The sequence below is a fragment of the Shewanella psychrophila genome, assembly GCF_002005305.1.
Taxonomy (GTDB): Bacteria; Pseudomonadota; Gammaproteobacteria; order Enterobacterales; family Shewanellaceae; genus Shewanella; species Shewanella psychrophila.
The window spans coordinates 2,189,859-2,202,832 of the sequence record NZ_CP014782.1 but is presented as its reverse complement, the minus strand read 5'-3'; the positions used below and the strand labels follow the sequence as shown (position 1 = coordinate 2,202,832).

18 protein-coding genes are annotated in these 12,974 nt (G+C 46.1%); 9 read left to right on the top strand and 9 right to left on the bottom strand.

Annotated features, from left to right (window positions below; translation table 11 throughout):
- The first annotated feature begins 15 nt into the window (after positions 1-15).
- From sps_RS09580 to sps_RS09570, 3 genes are all read left to right on the top strand, one after another.
- The gene (locus sps_RS09580; protein WP_077752325.1) at positions 16-399 is read left to right on the top strand and encodes a VOC family protein; all 384 of its coding nucleotides are present in this window, start codon (positions 16-18) and stop codon (positions 397-399) included.
- 115 nt (positions 400-514) lie between these two features.
- The gene (locus tag sps_RS09575) at positions 515-1,039 is read left to right on the top strand and encodes a GyrI-like domain-containing protein (RefSeq protein WP_077752324.1); all 525 of its coding nucleotides are present in this window, start codon (positions 515-517) and stop codon (positions 1,037-1,039) included.
- Positions 1,040-1,193: 154 nt separating this feature from the next.
- A complete protein-coding gene (locus sps_RS09570; RefSeq protein ID WP_077752323.1) occupies positions 1,194-1,880 on the top strand; it encodes a helix-turn-helix transcriptional regulator in 687 nt (228 codons plus the stop codon).
- Positions 1,881-1,925: 45 nt separating this feature from the next.
- Here sps_RS09570 and sps_RS09565 read toward each other — a convergent pair whose 3' ends face one another.
- From sps_RS09565 to sps_RS09550, 4 genes are read right to left on the bottom strand one after another with little or no spacing between them, the layout of a single operon-like run.
- On the bottom strand, positions 1,926-2,234 hold the full coding sequence (locus tag sps_RS09565; protein WP_077752322.1) for an NIPSNAP family protein: 309 nt from the start codon (positions 2,232-2,234) through the stop codon (positions 1,926-1,928).
- Between the two features lie 55 nt (positions 2,235-2,289).
- Positions 2,290-2,592, bottom strand: coding sequence for an AzlD domain-containing protein (locus sps_RS09560; RefSeq protein ID WP_077752321.1), 303 nt, complete (start codon positions 2,590-2,592; stop codon positions 2,290-2,292).
- Positions 2,589-3,305 carry an AzlC family ABC transporter permease gene (locus sps_RS09555; RefSeq protein WP_077752320.1) on the bottom strand — a complete coding sequence of 239 codons (717 nt, stop codon included), beginning with the start codon at positions 3,303-3,305 and terminating at the stop codon, positions 2,589-2,591. The genes sps_RS09560 and sps_RS09555 overlap by 4 nt, the downstream gene beginning before the upstream one ends.
- Before the next feature lie 46 nt (positions 3,306-3,351).
- Positions 3,352-4,269: an AraC family transcriptional regulator gene (locus tag sps_RS09550; RefSeq protein WP_077752319.1), complete on the bottom strand. Its 918-nt coding sequence runs from the start codon at positions 4,267-4,269 to the stop codon at positions 3,352-3,354.
- 223 nt (positions 4,270-4,492) lie between these two features.
- Here sps_RS09550 and sps_RS09545 point away from each other — a divergent pair, with 223 nt between their 5' ends.
- Positions 4,493-5,764, top strand: a complete 1,272-nt coding sequence (locus tag sps_RS09545) for a transporter substrate-binding domain-containing protein (RefSeq protein WP_077752318.1) — start codon at positions 4,493-4,495, stop codon at positions 5,762-5,764.
- A gap of 149 nt (positions 5,765-5,913) precedes the next feature.
- On the opposite strand, the gene sps_RS09540 is transcribed toward sps_RS09545, so the two are convergent.
- Entirely contained in the window at positions 5,914-6,393 is a 480-nt protein-coding gene (locus tag sps_RS09540) for a hypothetical protein (protein WP_077752317.1), read from the bottom strand.
- Between the two features lie 250 nt (positions 6,394-6,643).
- Here sps_RS09540 and sps_RS09535 point away from each other — a divergent pair, with 250 nt between their 5' ends.
- Genes sps_RS09535 through sps_RS28480 form a run of 3 tightly spaced genes read left to right on the top strand, consistent with a single transcriptional unit; the run spans position 6,644 to position 7,961 of the window.
- The gene (locus tag sps_RS09535) at positions 6,644-7,045 is read left to right on the top strand and encodes a thiol-disulfide oxidoreductase DCC family protein (RefSeq protein ID WP_077752316.1); all 402 of its coding nucleotides are present in this window, start codon (positions 6,644-6,646) and stop codon (positions 7,043-7,045) included.
- Between the two features lie 45 nt (positions 7,046-7,090).
- Positions 7,091-7,723, top strand: a complete 633-nt coding sequence (locus sps_RS09530; RefSeq protein WP_077752315.1) for a GNAT family N-acetyltransferase — start codon at positions 7,091-7,093, stop codon at positions 7,721-7,723.
- Between the two features lie 58 nt (positions 7,724-7,781).
- Positions 7,782-7,961, top strand: a complete 180-nt coding sequence (locus tag sps_RS28480; protein WP_169915728.1) for a hypothetical protein — start codon at positions 7,782-7,784, stop codon at positions 7,959-7,961.
- An 18-nt stretch (positions 7,962-7,979) separates the two neighbouring features.
- On the opposite strand, the gene sps_RS09525 is transcribed toward sps_RS28480, so the two are convergent.
- The 4 genes from sps_RS09525 to sps_RS09510 all read right to left on the bottom strand — a co-directional run bounded on the left by sps_RS09525 (position 7,980) and on the right by sps_RS09510 (position 11,650).
- The gene (locus sps_RS09525; protein WP_237158040.1) at positions 7,980-8,918 is read right to left on the bottom strand and encodes a metal ABC transporter permease; all 939 of its coding nucleotides are present in this window, start codon (positions 8,916-8,918) and stop codon (positions 7,980-7,982) included.
- Positions 8,902-9,831, bottom strand: coding sequence for a metal ABC transporter permease (locus sps_RS09520; RefSeq protein ID WP_077752314.1), 930 nt, complete (start codon positions 9,829-9,831; stop codon positions 8,902-8,904). Before sps_RS09520 ends, sps_RS09525 begins: the two co-directional genes overlap by 17 nt.
- A gap of 69 nt (positions 9,832-9,900) precedes the next feature.
- The gene (locus sps_RS09515) at positions 9,901-10,764 is read right to left on the bottom strand and encodes a manganese/iron ABC transporter ATP-binding protein (protein WP_077752313.1); all 864 of its coding nucleotides are present in this window, start codon (positions 10,762-10,764) and stop codon (positions 9,901-9,903) included.
- The gene (locus sps_RS09510) at positions 10,757-11,650 is read right to left on the bottom strand and encodes a metal ABC transporter substrate-binding protein (RefSeq protein ID WP_077752312.1); all 894 of its coding nucleotides are present in this window, start codon (positions 11,648-11,650) and stop codon (positions 10,757-10,759) included. The genes sps_RS09515 and sps_RS09510 overlap by 8 nt, the downstream gene beginning before the upstream one ends.
- A gap of 272 nt (positions 11,651-11,922) precedes the next feature.
- Between sps_RS09510 and sps_RS09505 the strand changes: the two genes are divergently transcribed.
- Positions 11,923-12,141, top strand: coding sequence for a ParD-like family protein (locus sps_RS09505; RefSeq protein WP_077752311.1), 219 nt, complete (start codon positions 11,923-11,925; stop codon positions 12,139-12,141).
- Between the two features lie 33 nt (positions 12,142-12,174).
- Positions 12,175-12,948, top strand: coding sequence for a type I methionyl aminopeptidase (map, locus tag sps_RS09500; protein WP_077752310.1), 774 nt, complete (start codon positions 12,175-12,177; stop codon positions 12,946-12,948).
- Positions 12,949-12,974: the final 26 nt, after the last annotated feature.

The window sequence follows — 12,974 nt, the reverse complement described above, 5'->3', positions numbered from 1 at the left end:
TACAAGGAGTTCAATATGTTACATCAAGCACCGCTAGTCTGGGGCGAAATAGCCGTCGAAAACATGGATAGAGCCGTTGAGTTTTATGGTAAGCATTTTGGTGTCAGTTTTAGACGTGAAGTCATGAACGATATGGAAATGGCCATTCTGGAAACTGAGGATAAGGAAGCGGCCAGTATTGGCTTGGTTAAACATGAAATGATGAAGCCGTCGGCTCATGGTAGTGTTCTTTATCTTCACTTAAGTGATGAATTAACCCCTTTGGTAGACAGTATTGCTAAAGCAGGCGTAAAAGTATTACTGCCAGTGATGCCAATCAAGGAAGGCGAGTGCGGCTTCATCGCGTTATTTGAAGACAGTGAAGGCAACACGGTAGGTCTCTGGTCAAAAAACAGATAGTGCTAAATTTATTTGTATCGATGAATAAGGATTAAGCCGAATTATATTCGGCTTAATCTCCACTTAAACTGTATGGTTTTATTAAAGTAAGACTGTATTGAAGTAAGGATAGTGAATGAGTGAGATTAAGGACGTCATGGCATCACCAGTATTGGTTAATCAAGCGGTCACTGGTGTGTGGGGGTTAGCAGTAAGAACTTCGAATCACGCCGAACAAGATGTAGAGACACAGAAAATAGCTCCCCTTTGGCAGCAATTGATGAGTCGTAGTGAGGTACAGAGCAATACAAGTTCACCCATGTATGGCTGTTATTACGGCTACGAGTCCAATCATAATGGTGAGTTTTCTGTTCTCGCGGGATTGGCGGCAGGTGTGAGTAAAGTAGTAGACGATGGCTCACACTTGAATGGGTTAAGTGAGACCAATGAGTTAACTGAGCTGACGTTAGCTGCAGGTAAATACCTGTGCTTTAGTGCTAAAGGTGAGGTGCCTGGGATTGTGATCAGCCTCTGGGGCCAGATATGGCAGTACTTCGAAGCTAGTCACTGTCAGTTTGAGCGCAGCTATAATACTGATTATGAATGCTATACCTCGATGGATGGGGTTGATATCTACATTGGTGTGAAACAAAGGAAATAGGTTAAGTAGCTGTTTAATGCTGTAGATACAGAGACCTATTATGAGTGCTATACCGATTATAAACGGGGTTGATATCTACATAGGTATAAAACAAAGGTGTGAGACACAAATAGGTTACTGTTTAAAGCGGTAGATACAAACATCAAGGAAAGATATGCGTCGAGCGGATCGGTTATTTCAGATAGTACAAGTTCTTCGAACTCGGCGATTAACTACGGCGCAGCAGCTGGCTGAACGGCTGGAAGTCTCGACCCGAACCATATATCGCGATATCCAAGATCTGTGTTTAAGCGGCATCCCTATCGAAGGTGAAGCAGGAGTGGGTTACTTGCTGCGCCAAGAGGTGAATGTGCCTCCGCTGATGTTTAATGAGGCTGAACTTGAGGCGATTCAGGTTGGCATGCGCATGGTGCAGGCCTGGGGGGGCAAAGAGCTCTCCAGCGCCGCTAAACAGGCGATGATCAAGGTTGAAGCAGTCTTGCCAGAACGCTTGCAGGATTATCAATCCTTGATGTTTGCTCCGGATTTTTATATCGATTCCGATGAGTTTAAGTTTCTCGATGTGCTTAGAAAGTCCTCACGATTAAGAGAGTATCTATTGATGGATTATCGCGATGCTAAAGAAGATACCAGTCAAAGGGAGATACGTCCTCTGGCCATCTATTTTTGGAAGGGAACTTGGACCTTGCTGGCTTGGTGTGAGCTCAGAGATGATTTTCGTAACTTCAGAGTCGATAGGATCACCGGACTCATAAATCAGCAGCGACACTTTGCGGTGTCGCCGGGTGAAGAGATGCATGATTACATCGCGATGATGGAAGCTAAGTATGGTACGGAGTAGGGAGGGGAATCCAGCTTTGTAGACAGACTCTGCTCTAATCTTTCTTTAGTTTAAGATTGGCCGCATAAAATTTCGCTCATACCTTAAGATGAATTTGTGCTTTTTGGCATAATCAAATGCAGCGAGACAATCGGCATCATTGGCTGATTCATTTCGGTAGGTCTCATAATCAGCCAGACTAGGAAATGAAAATAAGGCTAACGCGATATCATTTGCTCCCTCGCTAGGCAGAAAGTAACCATGATGCTGGCCACCAAACTTTTCAACCAACGGGATCCAGAGTTGGGCATAGTGCTCAAATTCTTCAATCATATCCGGATTGATTATATATTTAACATGACAAGTGACGTTCATTGTTGAGTGTTCCAAAGTTAAATTTCTATCTAATAAATGAATGATTAATGAATGATTAATGAATGATAAAAAACAGTCCCATGCTCACCACTGTCGTCAGTAAGACACTGCGCGTTGTGTATGCCAAAAATGCGGCTAAGATAGCGCATATCAAATAGCTGTTATCTAAGCTCAAATCTAAATGTTCTTCCCGAATAAAGACGATTGGAGCAAAAATGGCTGTGAGTACGGCCGGGGCTGAATAACTCAAGAATGCCAACGTATTCTTGCTGAGTCGTACCGGAAGTTTGGGCTCTAAAAACAGGTATCGGCTGCCAAATACTACAGCCGCCATGGCAAAAATTGTCAACCAGATCATGTTTTCTCTCCCGTAAGTTTGGCGTAGAGAGTGCCGCAGGTCATACCAAGCAAGGCTGCGATAAGTAATCCTGCGGGAATGGCTAATAGCTCACAGACCACAGCGGCGACTAAAGAGACCAGTACACAAAATAAGACCGATGGTTTCTTCACCGAAGGCACGACAATGGCGATAAAGGTCGCTGCAATGGCGAAATCCAGTCCCCACGTGTCCAGGTTTGGAATTGTTTGACCCGCAATAATACCGGCTGCTGTGGCGAGGTTCCAACCTAAGTAAAAGCTAAATCCACCGCCTAAGGCGTACCAAGGATTTAGCTTGTGCTGTTTACCTTGGTTGGCGATGGCAAACAGCTCATCGGTAAGCAAAAAGCCTAAGACCAGTCGCCATTTTAGTGGCATGGGGCTTATTTGCGGTCTCATGGCCATTCCATAGAGGAAGTGCCGTGATGTGATGAGTAAGGTGGTGATTAAAATGCTGGTTAAACCAATTCCTGCTTTTATCATTCCTGTTGCAACCAGCTGCGCTGAACCTGCAAAAATAATGGCAGACATGGCCTGACTCTCGAAAGGAGATAAGCCGGCATCTAGAGCAAAAGAGCCTGCTAAAATCCCCCAAGGGATCACGGCTATGGTGAGTGGCATCACAGCTAAGGCGCCCTTTAAGAAACCGTTAAATTTCCCCTCTTGCTTTATTACTTGTGTCTGGGAACTCATTAATCTCTTGATCACTTCTATTGATAACATTAGCCATTAAGTTAACTTAACTGAGATACGCTGGCTTGTACAAACTTGCACTTTTTCTCATACCAGTAAACTCTTTTGCGTATTGTCCCGGTGTAACGCCCATGGTGCGTTTAAAGTGACGGTTAAGGTGGCTCTGATCGTGAAAGCCGCAGGCTAAGGCGACATCTAGCAGTTTATTGCCATTTCTAATTTGTTTTTTGGCGAGCCTGACTCGCGCTTGGATTTGATAGGCATGGGGAGGCAGACCAAAGGTGTGCTGAAATTGTTTAATCAAATAGAAAGGGCTAAGTCCTGCTAATAGCGCCAGTTCTTCCAGAGATATATCGGCGCCAGGGTGATCATCGAGAAACTGTTTTACCAGTGCCAGTTGAGGCTGAGCTAATGTCTGTGTTTGCTGCTCGCCTTTGTGCTTGCTGTGACGCGCCATGAGCTTAATCATAGTGGCATAGACAACAGACTCTCGCAGCAGCCTATTATCGGACTCTTTAAGAGTCTGAAACGTCATGCGGAGCATGTCGGCCATCGACTTGTCGTGGACCACGGCCTCGGGAAAATAAGGTGCACCTTTCGAGGAAAGTCCTAATTCTTGGTTAATCGAGGAGAACTGCTCAGGCAGCGGGTACATGGCACGATAAGACCAGCCATTGTCAGTGGCTGAGCAGCCGTTATGTACCTCATCGGCGTTGACCAGTATTATGCTGTTCTGTGGTGCTAAGTGATTGCTGCCGGTACGGAAGAACTTCTGCGCACCTGTTTCGATCACCCCCACTGTGTAGCCTTCATGGCTGTGACGGGAGAAGTTCTGTTTTTGATAACTAGCATCGAGCAGCTCAATACCCCCTAGCTCTTGAGCCAAGGTAAAATCCGCTTTTTCGATACTGTTTCTCTGCTTTGCAGAATCTTGCTTGTCTGCCTTAAGTGCCGTTTGCGCCATGATGCTCCTCGTTGTGCTGAGTCATCATAGCGCATAAATGACTAATGCTTTTGTACAAAATTGTGCTCAGTGAGTGCTAGCTTGCTTCGTTGTCTACCAATGGGGCTGGCTAGCCTGTTGTTTTTCGTTGCCCTATGGATTAGTCAGTTAGCTTGTGTCTTTGTTGCAATATTAGGTGTAACTGATATCTTTGTGCTCCATTTCAGTCATCTTGAATTTTCTTATGGCATATCTTCGTTTTTATACCGTTAATTTCGCTAGTTTATACGCAATATTGTGCTTTAGCTTGCTGACTATTTTTTCTTTCTCAGCTTATGCCGAGGAGGATGAAAATCTGGCGCTCTATTCGGAAATGAATACACGTCTGGGGTACATGAAAGCGGTGGCCTTATACAAATGGCAAAATAAGCTAGCCATTGAAGACCTCACCAGAGAAAAGTTGGTAATTGAGAAGAGCGTCTCGATGGCAAAGGAACAAGGGGTAGCATCTCAGGCGATTGAGGATTTTTTTCGGGTTCAAATCGAAATAGCGAAGAAGATACAGAGGAATTATTATCAGCAATGGACAGAGCATGGCTTGCCAGCTGAGTTACAAGGGGCCACTAATTCCGAACTTAGCTTGTCTGAAATACGCCCCCAATTGATAGTGTTAGGCAAATCGATTATTCAAGGGATTGCGAGCCACCAAGGTGAACATGACTTTGTGTTATTTGATCAAGCCATAGATACCCGGTTTGTGAGTCTTGAAGATAAAGCTTTGTTGTTTAGGGCGCTAACCTCAGTGAAGCCCAAAGCTTATTCGTCGGTATTGGACCGGATACTGGCTCAAAAGATTATGTTTGTCGGCACGACCGGCGACTACGAGCCATTCTCATATTTAGAGGATATGCACAGGAGTGGGGTAGACATAGATCTGGCCAATCAGTTAGCCGCCTCTCTGGGGGCAAAAGCAGTATTTATTCATACGAGCTGGGCCAGCCTGATAACAGATTTTCGAAGCCAGAATTTTGATATTATGATGAGTGGCATTTCGAAGAAGCTATTTCGACAGCAGGTCGGTTTGATGTCAGATGTCTATCTGCAAGGGGGGAAAACTCCGATAACTTTATGTGCTAACGTGAGTCAGTATGATTCCTTAGCCAAGATAGACAAGCCAAGCACTCGAGTGATAGTGAATAAAGGTGGCACTAATCAGCGCTTCGTCGATGACAATATTAAGCAAGCTAAGGTCACTGTTCATGGCAGTAATGTGACCGTGTTCCAAGAGATCCTCGATGGCCGCGCCGATGTGATGATAACTGATCGTATTGAGGTGCAGCTGCAATCTAAGAAGCATCCTAAACTATGCGCGGCAATGCCTGATACTAATCTGAGTTATTCGGCCAAGGCGTTCTTGATGAGCAGAGATCTTATTTGGAAAGAATACGTAGATGCTTGGTTAGAAATCACCATTAAAGACGGCACCATGGCGAGTGTGTTCGCTCGTTACATTTAACGATTATCAAGGGCAAGCTGTAGTAGCCACTCACTCAGTGGTTGCTCATTGCCGTTAATGCGGCGAACCTTTGCCCGTTAGCGGCATCTGCTTTGCCGCTGTTATGAATGCCTGTAACGACGAGAGTCAGTTGTTATGAATGCATGTAACTACGAAATATCTCGATTATCAAATTGCCGTTGGTTTTGCTCATTTTTCTCGACAAACTCTTGTATCAGCTGGGTCTTTTGCTCCTCTAGCTGTTTGATCTGTGCCTCCTTCTGCTCTTTGCTTAAGGTGTCACTTTTTGCAATAGCTTGGATTTGAGCTTCGATCTCATCTAATCTCTCACGGTCAATGCCAGTGCGTTTGTCCAGTATGGTCTGCATTACATCTTGTAAGCTGGTTCTTTGTTTGGCTTGTGAACCAAGTTGTTCATAGCTGTCGGGCTCTGGCTTTTTTGAGGCTTGTGAGTCTGATGAAAGCATGACTATGTCTTGATATTGTCTGTCTGGGTCGATGACATTATTCTGTGCGTGGGGCGTTTTGACTGAGTTTGACACAATTGGCTGGCTAGTTTGAATCTGTGCAGGCTTATTAATTTGTGTACCTGTATTTAAATAAGCATTGTAGCCATTAACTGTCATCATGTTACTGTCCTTCCTCTGGATACGATTGTTAAACCTGAAGCTATTTATCTAGCAAGTTCTTTAGCTATTTCTCTAACGACATTTTTTAAATTAAAGAGTTAGCAATTTCTGAACCAAATAGTAGGGATTAAATGTAAATCTCAAATTCAAACCTCAAACTCAATAACCACTTAGCCACTTAGCCACTTGGTTTAGGACTTGGCGTAACGTTTGGTTTAAGAGAAGCATGGTTAAGTAAAAAAGGAGTGCCATGGAAACCAGAAATATCATTATCTTCGATGGGGTGTGTAATCTCTGTAATGGCGCGGTCAACTTCATCATTAAGCGCGATCCTCAACAGAGGTTTTGCTTTACGCCTATGCAAAGCGAGGCTGCGAAAGACTTGATGAGCAGATATTCCCTTGTGAGTGATTATGGCGATACCTTTTTTCTTATCAAGCAAGGGCAATGTTATACCCGTACCGATGCGGCGCTTGAGATCTGCAAGGACTTATCTGTTTTTTGGAAATTACTTTTAATTTTTAAGGTATTGCCACGTTCATTTAGGGATTTTTTCTATAACGGGTTGGGCAGTCGGCGTTACTCTCTGTTCGGTAAGCGTGATACCTGTATGTTGCCTACAGAAGAGCTGCGCAGCCGGTTTATTGATTGATGTTAACTTGCTTTAATTAGACTGATTGATATTAGGAGAGGGAATATGAAAAATGCGGCTTCATTGTGCCGATTCGAGACTCCAAGGCTGGTTGTTTCAGTTTGGCCAGGCTCAGCCGAACATCAAGCTCTGAATCAGACTGAGCTTGCTGGTATGGCGCTGGATATTCTCAGCCCAAATGTGACCCGCGCCTTGCCTCCGGGTTGGCAAAATATTCATCGTCTTGAGGACGCCAAGGGCTGGCTAGAGGCGAGGGCCGAGGAGTGCAGTTTCTTAGTGGTGAGAAAGCGTGAAGCCAGCCAAGTGATAGGCTTTATTTTTTTACATGAAGAGCAGTATCAAGAGCAACAGGCTCAACAGCTGCTAATTGATAATATGGTCACATTACACCTTGGTTACTTGCTTAGTGAGTCACAATGGGGGCAAGGTTTTGCCAGTGAGGTAATTAAGGGGCTGGTGGCCTGGGTAAGCGCTTCGAACAGCGGAGCTAATACTGATAAGGCTCAAGTTAGTAAAATTATTGCCGGGGTTGAAAGCAGTAATCTGGCATCGATTGCTGTATTAGTGAAAAATGGATTCAGCCTCTGCGCTCCATCATCAGAAGATTCAGCAAAGGGAGTTGACGACGATGACGAACAGGCCTTTTATCAGATCGTTTTTCAGCATTTTCAACAATAGCGGCTAGTGCTAACTCTAGCTCTAAATCAAATACTAGTTGGGACAAGTTAGCCGCTCTTTGTTTAATCTGATTGACTCGCTACTCGCTACTCGCTACTCGCTACTCGCTACTCGCTACTCGCTACTCGCTACTCGCTACTCGCTACTCGCTACTCGCTACTCGCTACTCGCTACTCGCTATCCAATAAACTACCGAGCTCAAGACAAGGCTAAGAAAGCCTCGAGTCACGAGCTATAGACCGAAGTTCGTCACTCGCTATCTGGCCGTCTCTACACTATGTGGCGTTCTGGTTGGTTTTTTGAACTTTGGTTTTCTGAGCTTTGGTTTTTCTGTATGAAAGTAGAGGGGAGAGGAGGCACGCCTCGTCTGATAGCCGGAATAGAAAAACACACAGATGAAGATCAGTGTCATCAGCATGATGATGGTTGGCGCTGGGGCGCTATCGATAAAGAAGCTGAGGTAGACCCCCAAGAAGGAAGTCAGGGTCGAGATAAGCAGCGCGATTAGCATCATAGATTGAAACTTACGGGTTAACAGGAAGGCGATGGCACCGGGAGCGATTAACATGGCGACAACCAAAATCATACCTACAGCCTTAAGTGCACCGACTATGGTGAGGGAGAGTATCGACAGTAGACCATAATGTAGCAGTCCCACTGGCAGACCTATGGCCTTGGCATGTTGGTGATCGAACACAAATACCAGCAGATCCCGCCCCTTGAAGAGAATGAAACTGATGACAAGCAGCGCAATGCCACCGGCTTCTAGTACATCTGTCCAGCTCACACCGAGTACATCGCCGAACAAGATATGATCTAGGTGCACCCCGGTCTCAACCTTAGTCATTAGCACTAAGCCTAAACCAAACATGCTGGAAAACACCACTCCCATCACTGTGTCCTCCTTGAGACGACTATTGTCCTTGATAAATCCAGTGGCTAACGCGCAGAACATACCGGCGGCGAATGCCCCTATGGCATAGGGGATAGACAGCACATAGGCCAAGATAACTCCGGGGAGTACCGAATGGGAGATGGCATCCCCCATCAGCGACCAGCCCTTTAGCACTAGAAAGCAGGAGAGCACAGAGGTGGGAATTGCCACTAACAGGACAATCGCGAAGGCTTGATGCATGAAGGTAAAGCTAAAGGGTAAGAGCAATGCGTCCAGACCCGAGTTAAATAAGCTGGTCATTGGGAACTCCTGTACTGGCTGCAATATTTTTCGACTTTGGTTTAGAGGCGGCTTTTAAGTTAGGGGCTGAGACGTGTTTGCCCCTTCGTCTTGTCGCCAGGTAGCCATGTTTAGGCGCGAACACAAATGTCAGCACGAAGACGCACGCCTGTAATACCACTATGATGCCGCCAGTAGCCCCATCGATAAAAAAGCTCAGATAGGCGCCGACTAATGAAGTCATCGTGCCTATGGCGACACTTAAAATGACGACAATGCCAAATCGGTCGCTAAGCTGATAAGCGGTAGCCCCCGGTGTCACGACCATAGCAATAACTAAAAACGCACCCACAGTCTGTAACGCCGCCACCGTCGATGCACTCAGTAAAGTGAAGAAGAGGATCTTAAGGCCATTGGGGTTGAGGCCTATGCTTCTGGCATGGTGTTCATCGAAGAAAACCACCATAAGATCTCGCCATTTCAACATTAATACGACCAGAGATATGCCGCTAATCAACAGGAGTTGTAGGGTATCTTCCGGAGTGATTGCCAGAATATTGCCCAGCACTATGGTTTGAATGTTCACCGAAGTGGGAGAGAGGGAAACCATAAACAGGCCGAGGCCGAAGAAGGAAGTGAAGATAAGGCCTATGATGGCATCTTCTTTGAGCTTAGAGCGTTGACTGAGAAATAGCATGGTCGTTGCCGCGAGCCCCCCGGAGAAGAAGGCGCCCAGCGCGAAGGGCAGGCCTAACATATAGGCGCCGGCGACACCGGGAACGATAGAGTGTGACAGCGCATCGCCAATCAGGGACCAGCCCTTAAGCATCAGATAGGCAGATAGGAAGGCGCATACACCACCTACCAAGGCGCTGATAAATATGGCATTTACCATGTAACCATATTCGAATGGCTGTAATAGAGTTTCAATCATAGGGTTCACTTTTATTGCTTTTTACTCAATGCTTTTTTTAAGTGTTTTTAAAGGACTATTTACTAAGCGCTATTCGCTGCTGACAACTTGAGTCTTGCTGTCGTCACCGTATAACACCACAGGACGTTCATGATCTGTCAGCAAGGTTACCTGTCTGGCGTCATCATCCTGATGAAGATCTTTGCCGCCTAATACGAAGTGGCGCAACACGCCGCCAAATGCTTGCTGCAGATTCTCCTGAGTGAATACCGACTTGGTGGGACCGGCGGCGAGTACGGTGCGGTTGATGAGGACTGTTCTGTCACAAAACTCGGGCACGCTGCCTAGGTTATGAGTCGATACCAAGATAACCTTGCCCTCGGCGCGTAGCTCACGCAGTAGCGCCATGATCTGATCTTCAGTTTTCACATCCACGCCAGTGAAAGGTTCATCGAGCAAGATGACTTGGCCTTCTTGGGCTAGGGCTCTGGCTAGAAAAATGCGTTTCTTCTGTCCGCCGGACAGCTCACCGATTTGACGCTTGCGAAATGCCCTCATGTTGACTCTGTCCAGGGCAATATTCACCATCTCTTCATCACGCTTGTTGGCGATGCGAAACATGTTCATATGGCCATATCGCCCCATCATGACCACATCTTCCACCAGCACAGGAAAGTTCCAGTCTATCTCTTCGCTCTGAGGTACATAGGCCACTAGGTTGCTTTTTAGCGCCTGTTTAACTGACAAACCTAATATCTCAACCTTGCCCTTTGCCAAAGTGACGAAGCCCATGATGGATTTAAACAGGGTGGACTTACCGCTGCCATTTACGCCGACCAGCGCTGTGATAGAGCCCTTAGGTAAGTCAAAGCTGGCATCATGAATCGCGGTGTGACCGTTGCGATAGGTGACAGTAATGTCGTTGACTGTGAGTCCGCTTGCTAATTTACTCATTTAGCCCCCTGGCTATGGTGCTCAGTGTCGTAGTGAGTAACTCTATATAGGTCGGCACCGGTCCAGAGCTGCTGCTCAGAGAGTCCACATAAAGCACGCCGCCGTATTTGGCTCCGGTTTCTCGTGCCACTTGCTGAGCGGGTTTGGCCGATACCGTGCTCTCACTGAAGATGACGGGGATTTTTTGCTGCCTCATCTGGTCGATAACCTTTCTTACCTGCTGCGGGGTGCCTTGAGCATCGGCATTGATAGGCCAAAGGTAGAGCTCTTTTAGGTCATAGTCTCGAGTCAGGTAACTAAATGCCCCCTCGCTGGTCACCAGCCACCGCTTGTCTTCTGCGACCGCCTCTAACTGCGCCTTGAATGGTTCAACGGCGGCGAGGATTTGCGCCGAATACCGTTTGGCATTGGCGTTATAGCTTGGCGCATTTTTACTGTCATAGCGGACCAAGGCCAGACGGATATTTTCCACATAGATCAGAGCATTGGGGGCAGACATCCAAGCGTGGGGATTAGGCTTACCTGAGTAAGGGCCCTGAGAAATACCCATAGGCACTATGCCTTTGGTGACAATGGTGCGGGGGACCTCATTGAGATTATGAAAAAACTTGTCGAACCAGAGTTCCAGGTTGAGACCGTTATACAAAATGAGATCGGCTCCCTGAGCCCGGCGAATATCTCCCGGTGTCGCCTGATAGTTATGAATTTCGGCATCTGGTTTGGTGATTGACTCGACAATAGCGGCATCCCCCGCCACGTTTCTCGCCATGTCTGCGATAACGGTGAAGGTGGTGATGACCTTAAACTTATCACTCTGGCTGGCAAGCAGCTCTTGAGACCAGAAGGAGAGGGTGATAGTGAGCAGCAAACCAAATGTACGAAGCATATTTTTTCCTTGTTATGTGCGGCTATATGGGGGGACTGACACAAGGCTAGCAGGGAATAAAAGATATCTCAATGCAAATGATAACTATTATCAGCCAGTGTTGAGAATGAAAAGTAGTGAGAGCATAGATATGTGGATACGTAACGCAGGGTAGGGTTCTCGCTTAATACTCATGCTTTACCGAAAATACATTTAAATAGGGTCTTGATGGAAATACCTGGTTTACATACAATACGTATACGTTTTATATATAAACCATATAAAGGTGTGTTGTGGGACTGGTTAAAATTTCCGATGAACTCCATGAAGAGATCAGAAAGTCGAGTCATGTTATGTCGAGATCGATCAACTCCCAAGTGGAGTTTTGGATAAAAACTGGCATGTTAGCCGAGCTGAATCCGACGTTAACCTTCAATGAGATATTGCAGCAGCGCCTCAGAGATGAAAACGTGTCTTTGGAAAGCATTCTTCAAGAAGCTAAGCCAATATAAATAGCCATCTAGAATAAGGCGGAAAGTAAAGTCATGAGTGATGTTCAGATAAAATCGGCCGCTGAAGCTGAGTTAATGAGGCAATCGGGTAAGCTACTAGCTCAGGTGTTTACGATGTTAGATGATTATATTCAAGTGGGAATGACCACCATGGATATTAATAATCGAGTCGAAGGTTTTATTATTAACGAGCTCGATGCTCGCCCCGCCAGCAAGGGGCAATATGGCTATCAATATTCCCTCAATACCTCAGTTAACGAAGTGGTCTGCCACGGTGTGCCTTCTGAAACCTATAGGTTGAAGAGCACTGATATCGTCAATGTCGATATCACCCTGGAAAAGCATGATTTTATTGCTGATTCGAGTAAGACTTACCTGCTGCCCGATGCGAGCCCACTCGCTAAGAGGCTTGTGCAGACCACTTACGAAGCCATGTGGCAGGGAATTAATACAGTTAAACCTGGAGCGACTCTGGGCGATATTGGCCATGCAATCCAAAAATATGCCGAGAAATCAGGCTATAGCGTGGTTCGGGAGTATTGTGGTCATGGTATAGGCCGTGAGATGCATGAAGAGCCGCAAGTATTGCACTATGGTCGTCCGGGTTTAGGTTTAACCTTGAAAGCAGGAATGACCTTCACCATAGAGCCGATGATCAATCAGGGCAATGCCAAAATAAAAACCAAGAAAGATGGGTGGACTGTGGTGACCCGGGATAAGAAGCTATCGGCGCAGTGGGAGCACACGATACTCGTGACTGAAACAGGATATGAAGTGCTGACCTTAAGGGAAACAGAAGCCGTTTGATTAACGGCTTCAATACTTTGGTGTTT

What these genes read in the sequence shown, in the direction of transcription:
- sps_RS09545 (WP_077752318.1), top strand. Translation starts at nt 4,493, where the DNA reads ATGGCATATCTTCGTTTTTATACCGTTAATTTCGCTAGTTTATACGCA.
- sps_RS09575 (WP_077752324.1), top strand. Translation starts at nt 515, where the DNA reads ATGAGTGAGATTAAGGACGTCATGGCATCACCAGTATTGGTTAATCAA.
- sps_RS09530 (WP_077752315.1), top strand. Translation starts at nt 7,091, where the DNA reads ATGAAAAATGCGGCTTCATTGTGCCGATTCGAGACTCCAAGGCTGGTT.
- sps_RS09565 (WP_077752322.1), bottom strand. Translation starts at nt 2,234, where the DNA reads ATGAACGTCACTTGTCATGTTAAATATATAATCAATCCGGATATGATT.
- sps_RS09520 (WP_077752314.1), bottom strand. Translation starts at nt 9,831, where the DNA reads ATGATTGAAACTCTATTACAGCCATTCGAATATGGTTACATGGTAAAT.
- sps_RS09555 (WP_077752320.1), bottom strand. Translation starts at nt 3,305, where the DNA reads ATGAGTTCCCAGACACAAGTAATAAAGCAAGAGGGGAAATTTAACGGT.
- sps_RS09535 (WP_077752316.1), top strand. Translation starts at nt 6,644, where the DNA reads ATGGAAACCAGAAATATCATTATCTTCGATGGGGTGTGTAATCTCTGT.
- sps_RS09515 (WP_077752313.1), bottom strand. Translation starts at nt 10,764, where the DNA reads ATGAGTAAATTAGCAAGCGGACTCACAGTCAACGACATTACTGTCACC.
- sps_RS09510 (WP_077752312.1), bottom strand. Translation starts at nt 11,650, where the DNA reads ATGCTTCGTACATTTGGTTTGCTGCTCACTATCACCCTCTCCTTCTGG.
- sps_RS09560 (WP_077752321.1), bottom strand. Translation starts at nt 2,592, where the DNA reads ATGATCTGGTTGACAATTTTTGCCATGGCGGCTGTAGTATTTGGCAGC.
- sps_RS09540 (WP_077752317.1), bottom strand. Translation starts at nt 6,393, where the DNA reads ATGATGACAGTTAATGGCTACAATGCTTATTTAAATACAGGTACACAA.
- sps_RS09570 (WP_077752323.1), top strand. Translation starts at nt 1,194, where the DNA reads ATGCGTCGAGCGGATCGGTTATTTCAGATAGTACAAGTTCTTCGAACT.
- sps_RS09550 (WP_077752319.1), bottom strand. Translation starts at nt 4,269, where the DNA reads ATGGCGCAAACGGCACTTAAGGCAGACAAGCAAGATTCTGCAAAGCAG.
- sps_RS09580 (WP_077752325.1), top strand. Translation starts at nt 16, where the DNA reads ATGTTACATCAAGCACCGCTAGTCTGGGGCGAAATAGCCGTCGAAAAC.
- sps_RS09525 (WP_237158040.1), bottom strand. Translation starts at nt 8,918, where the DNA reads ATGACCAGCTTATTTAACTCGGGTCTGGACGCATTGCTCTTACCCTTT.
- map (WP_077752310.1), top strand. Translation starts at nt 12,175, where the DNA reads ATGAGTGATGTTCAGATAAAATCGGCCGCTGAAGCTGAGTTAATGAGG.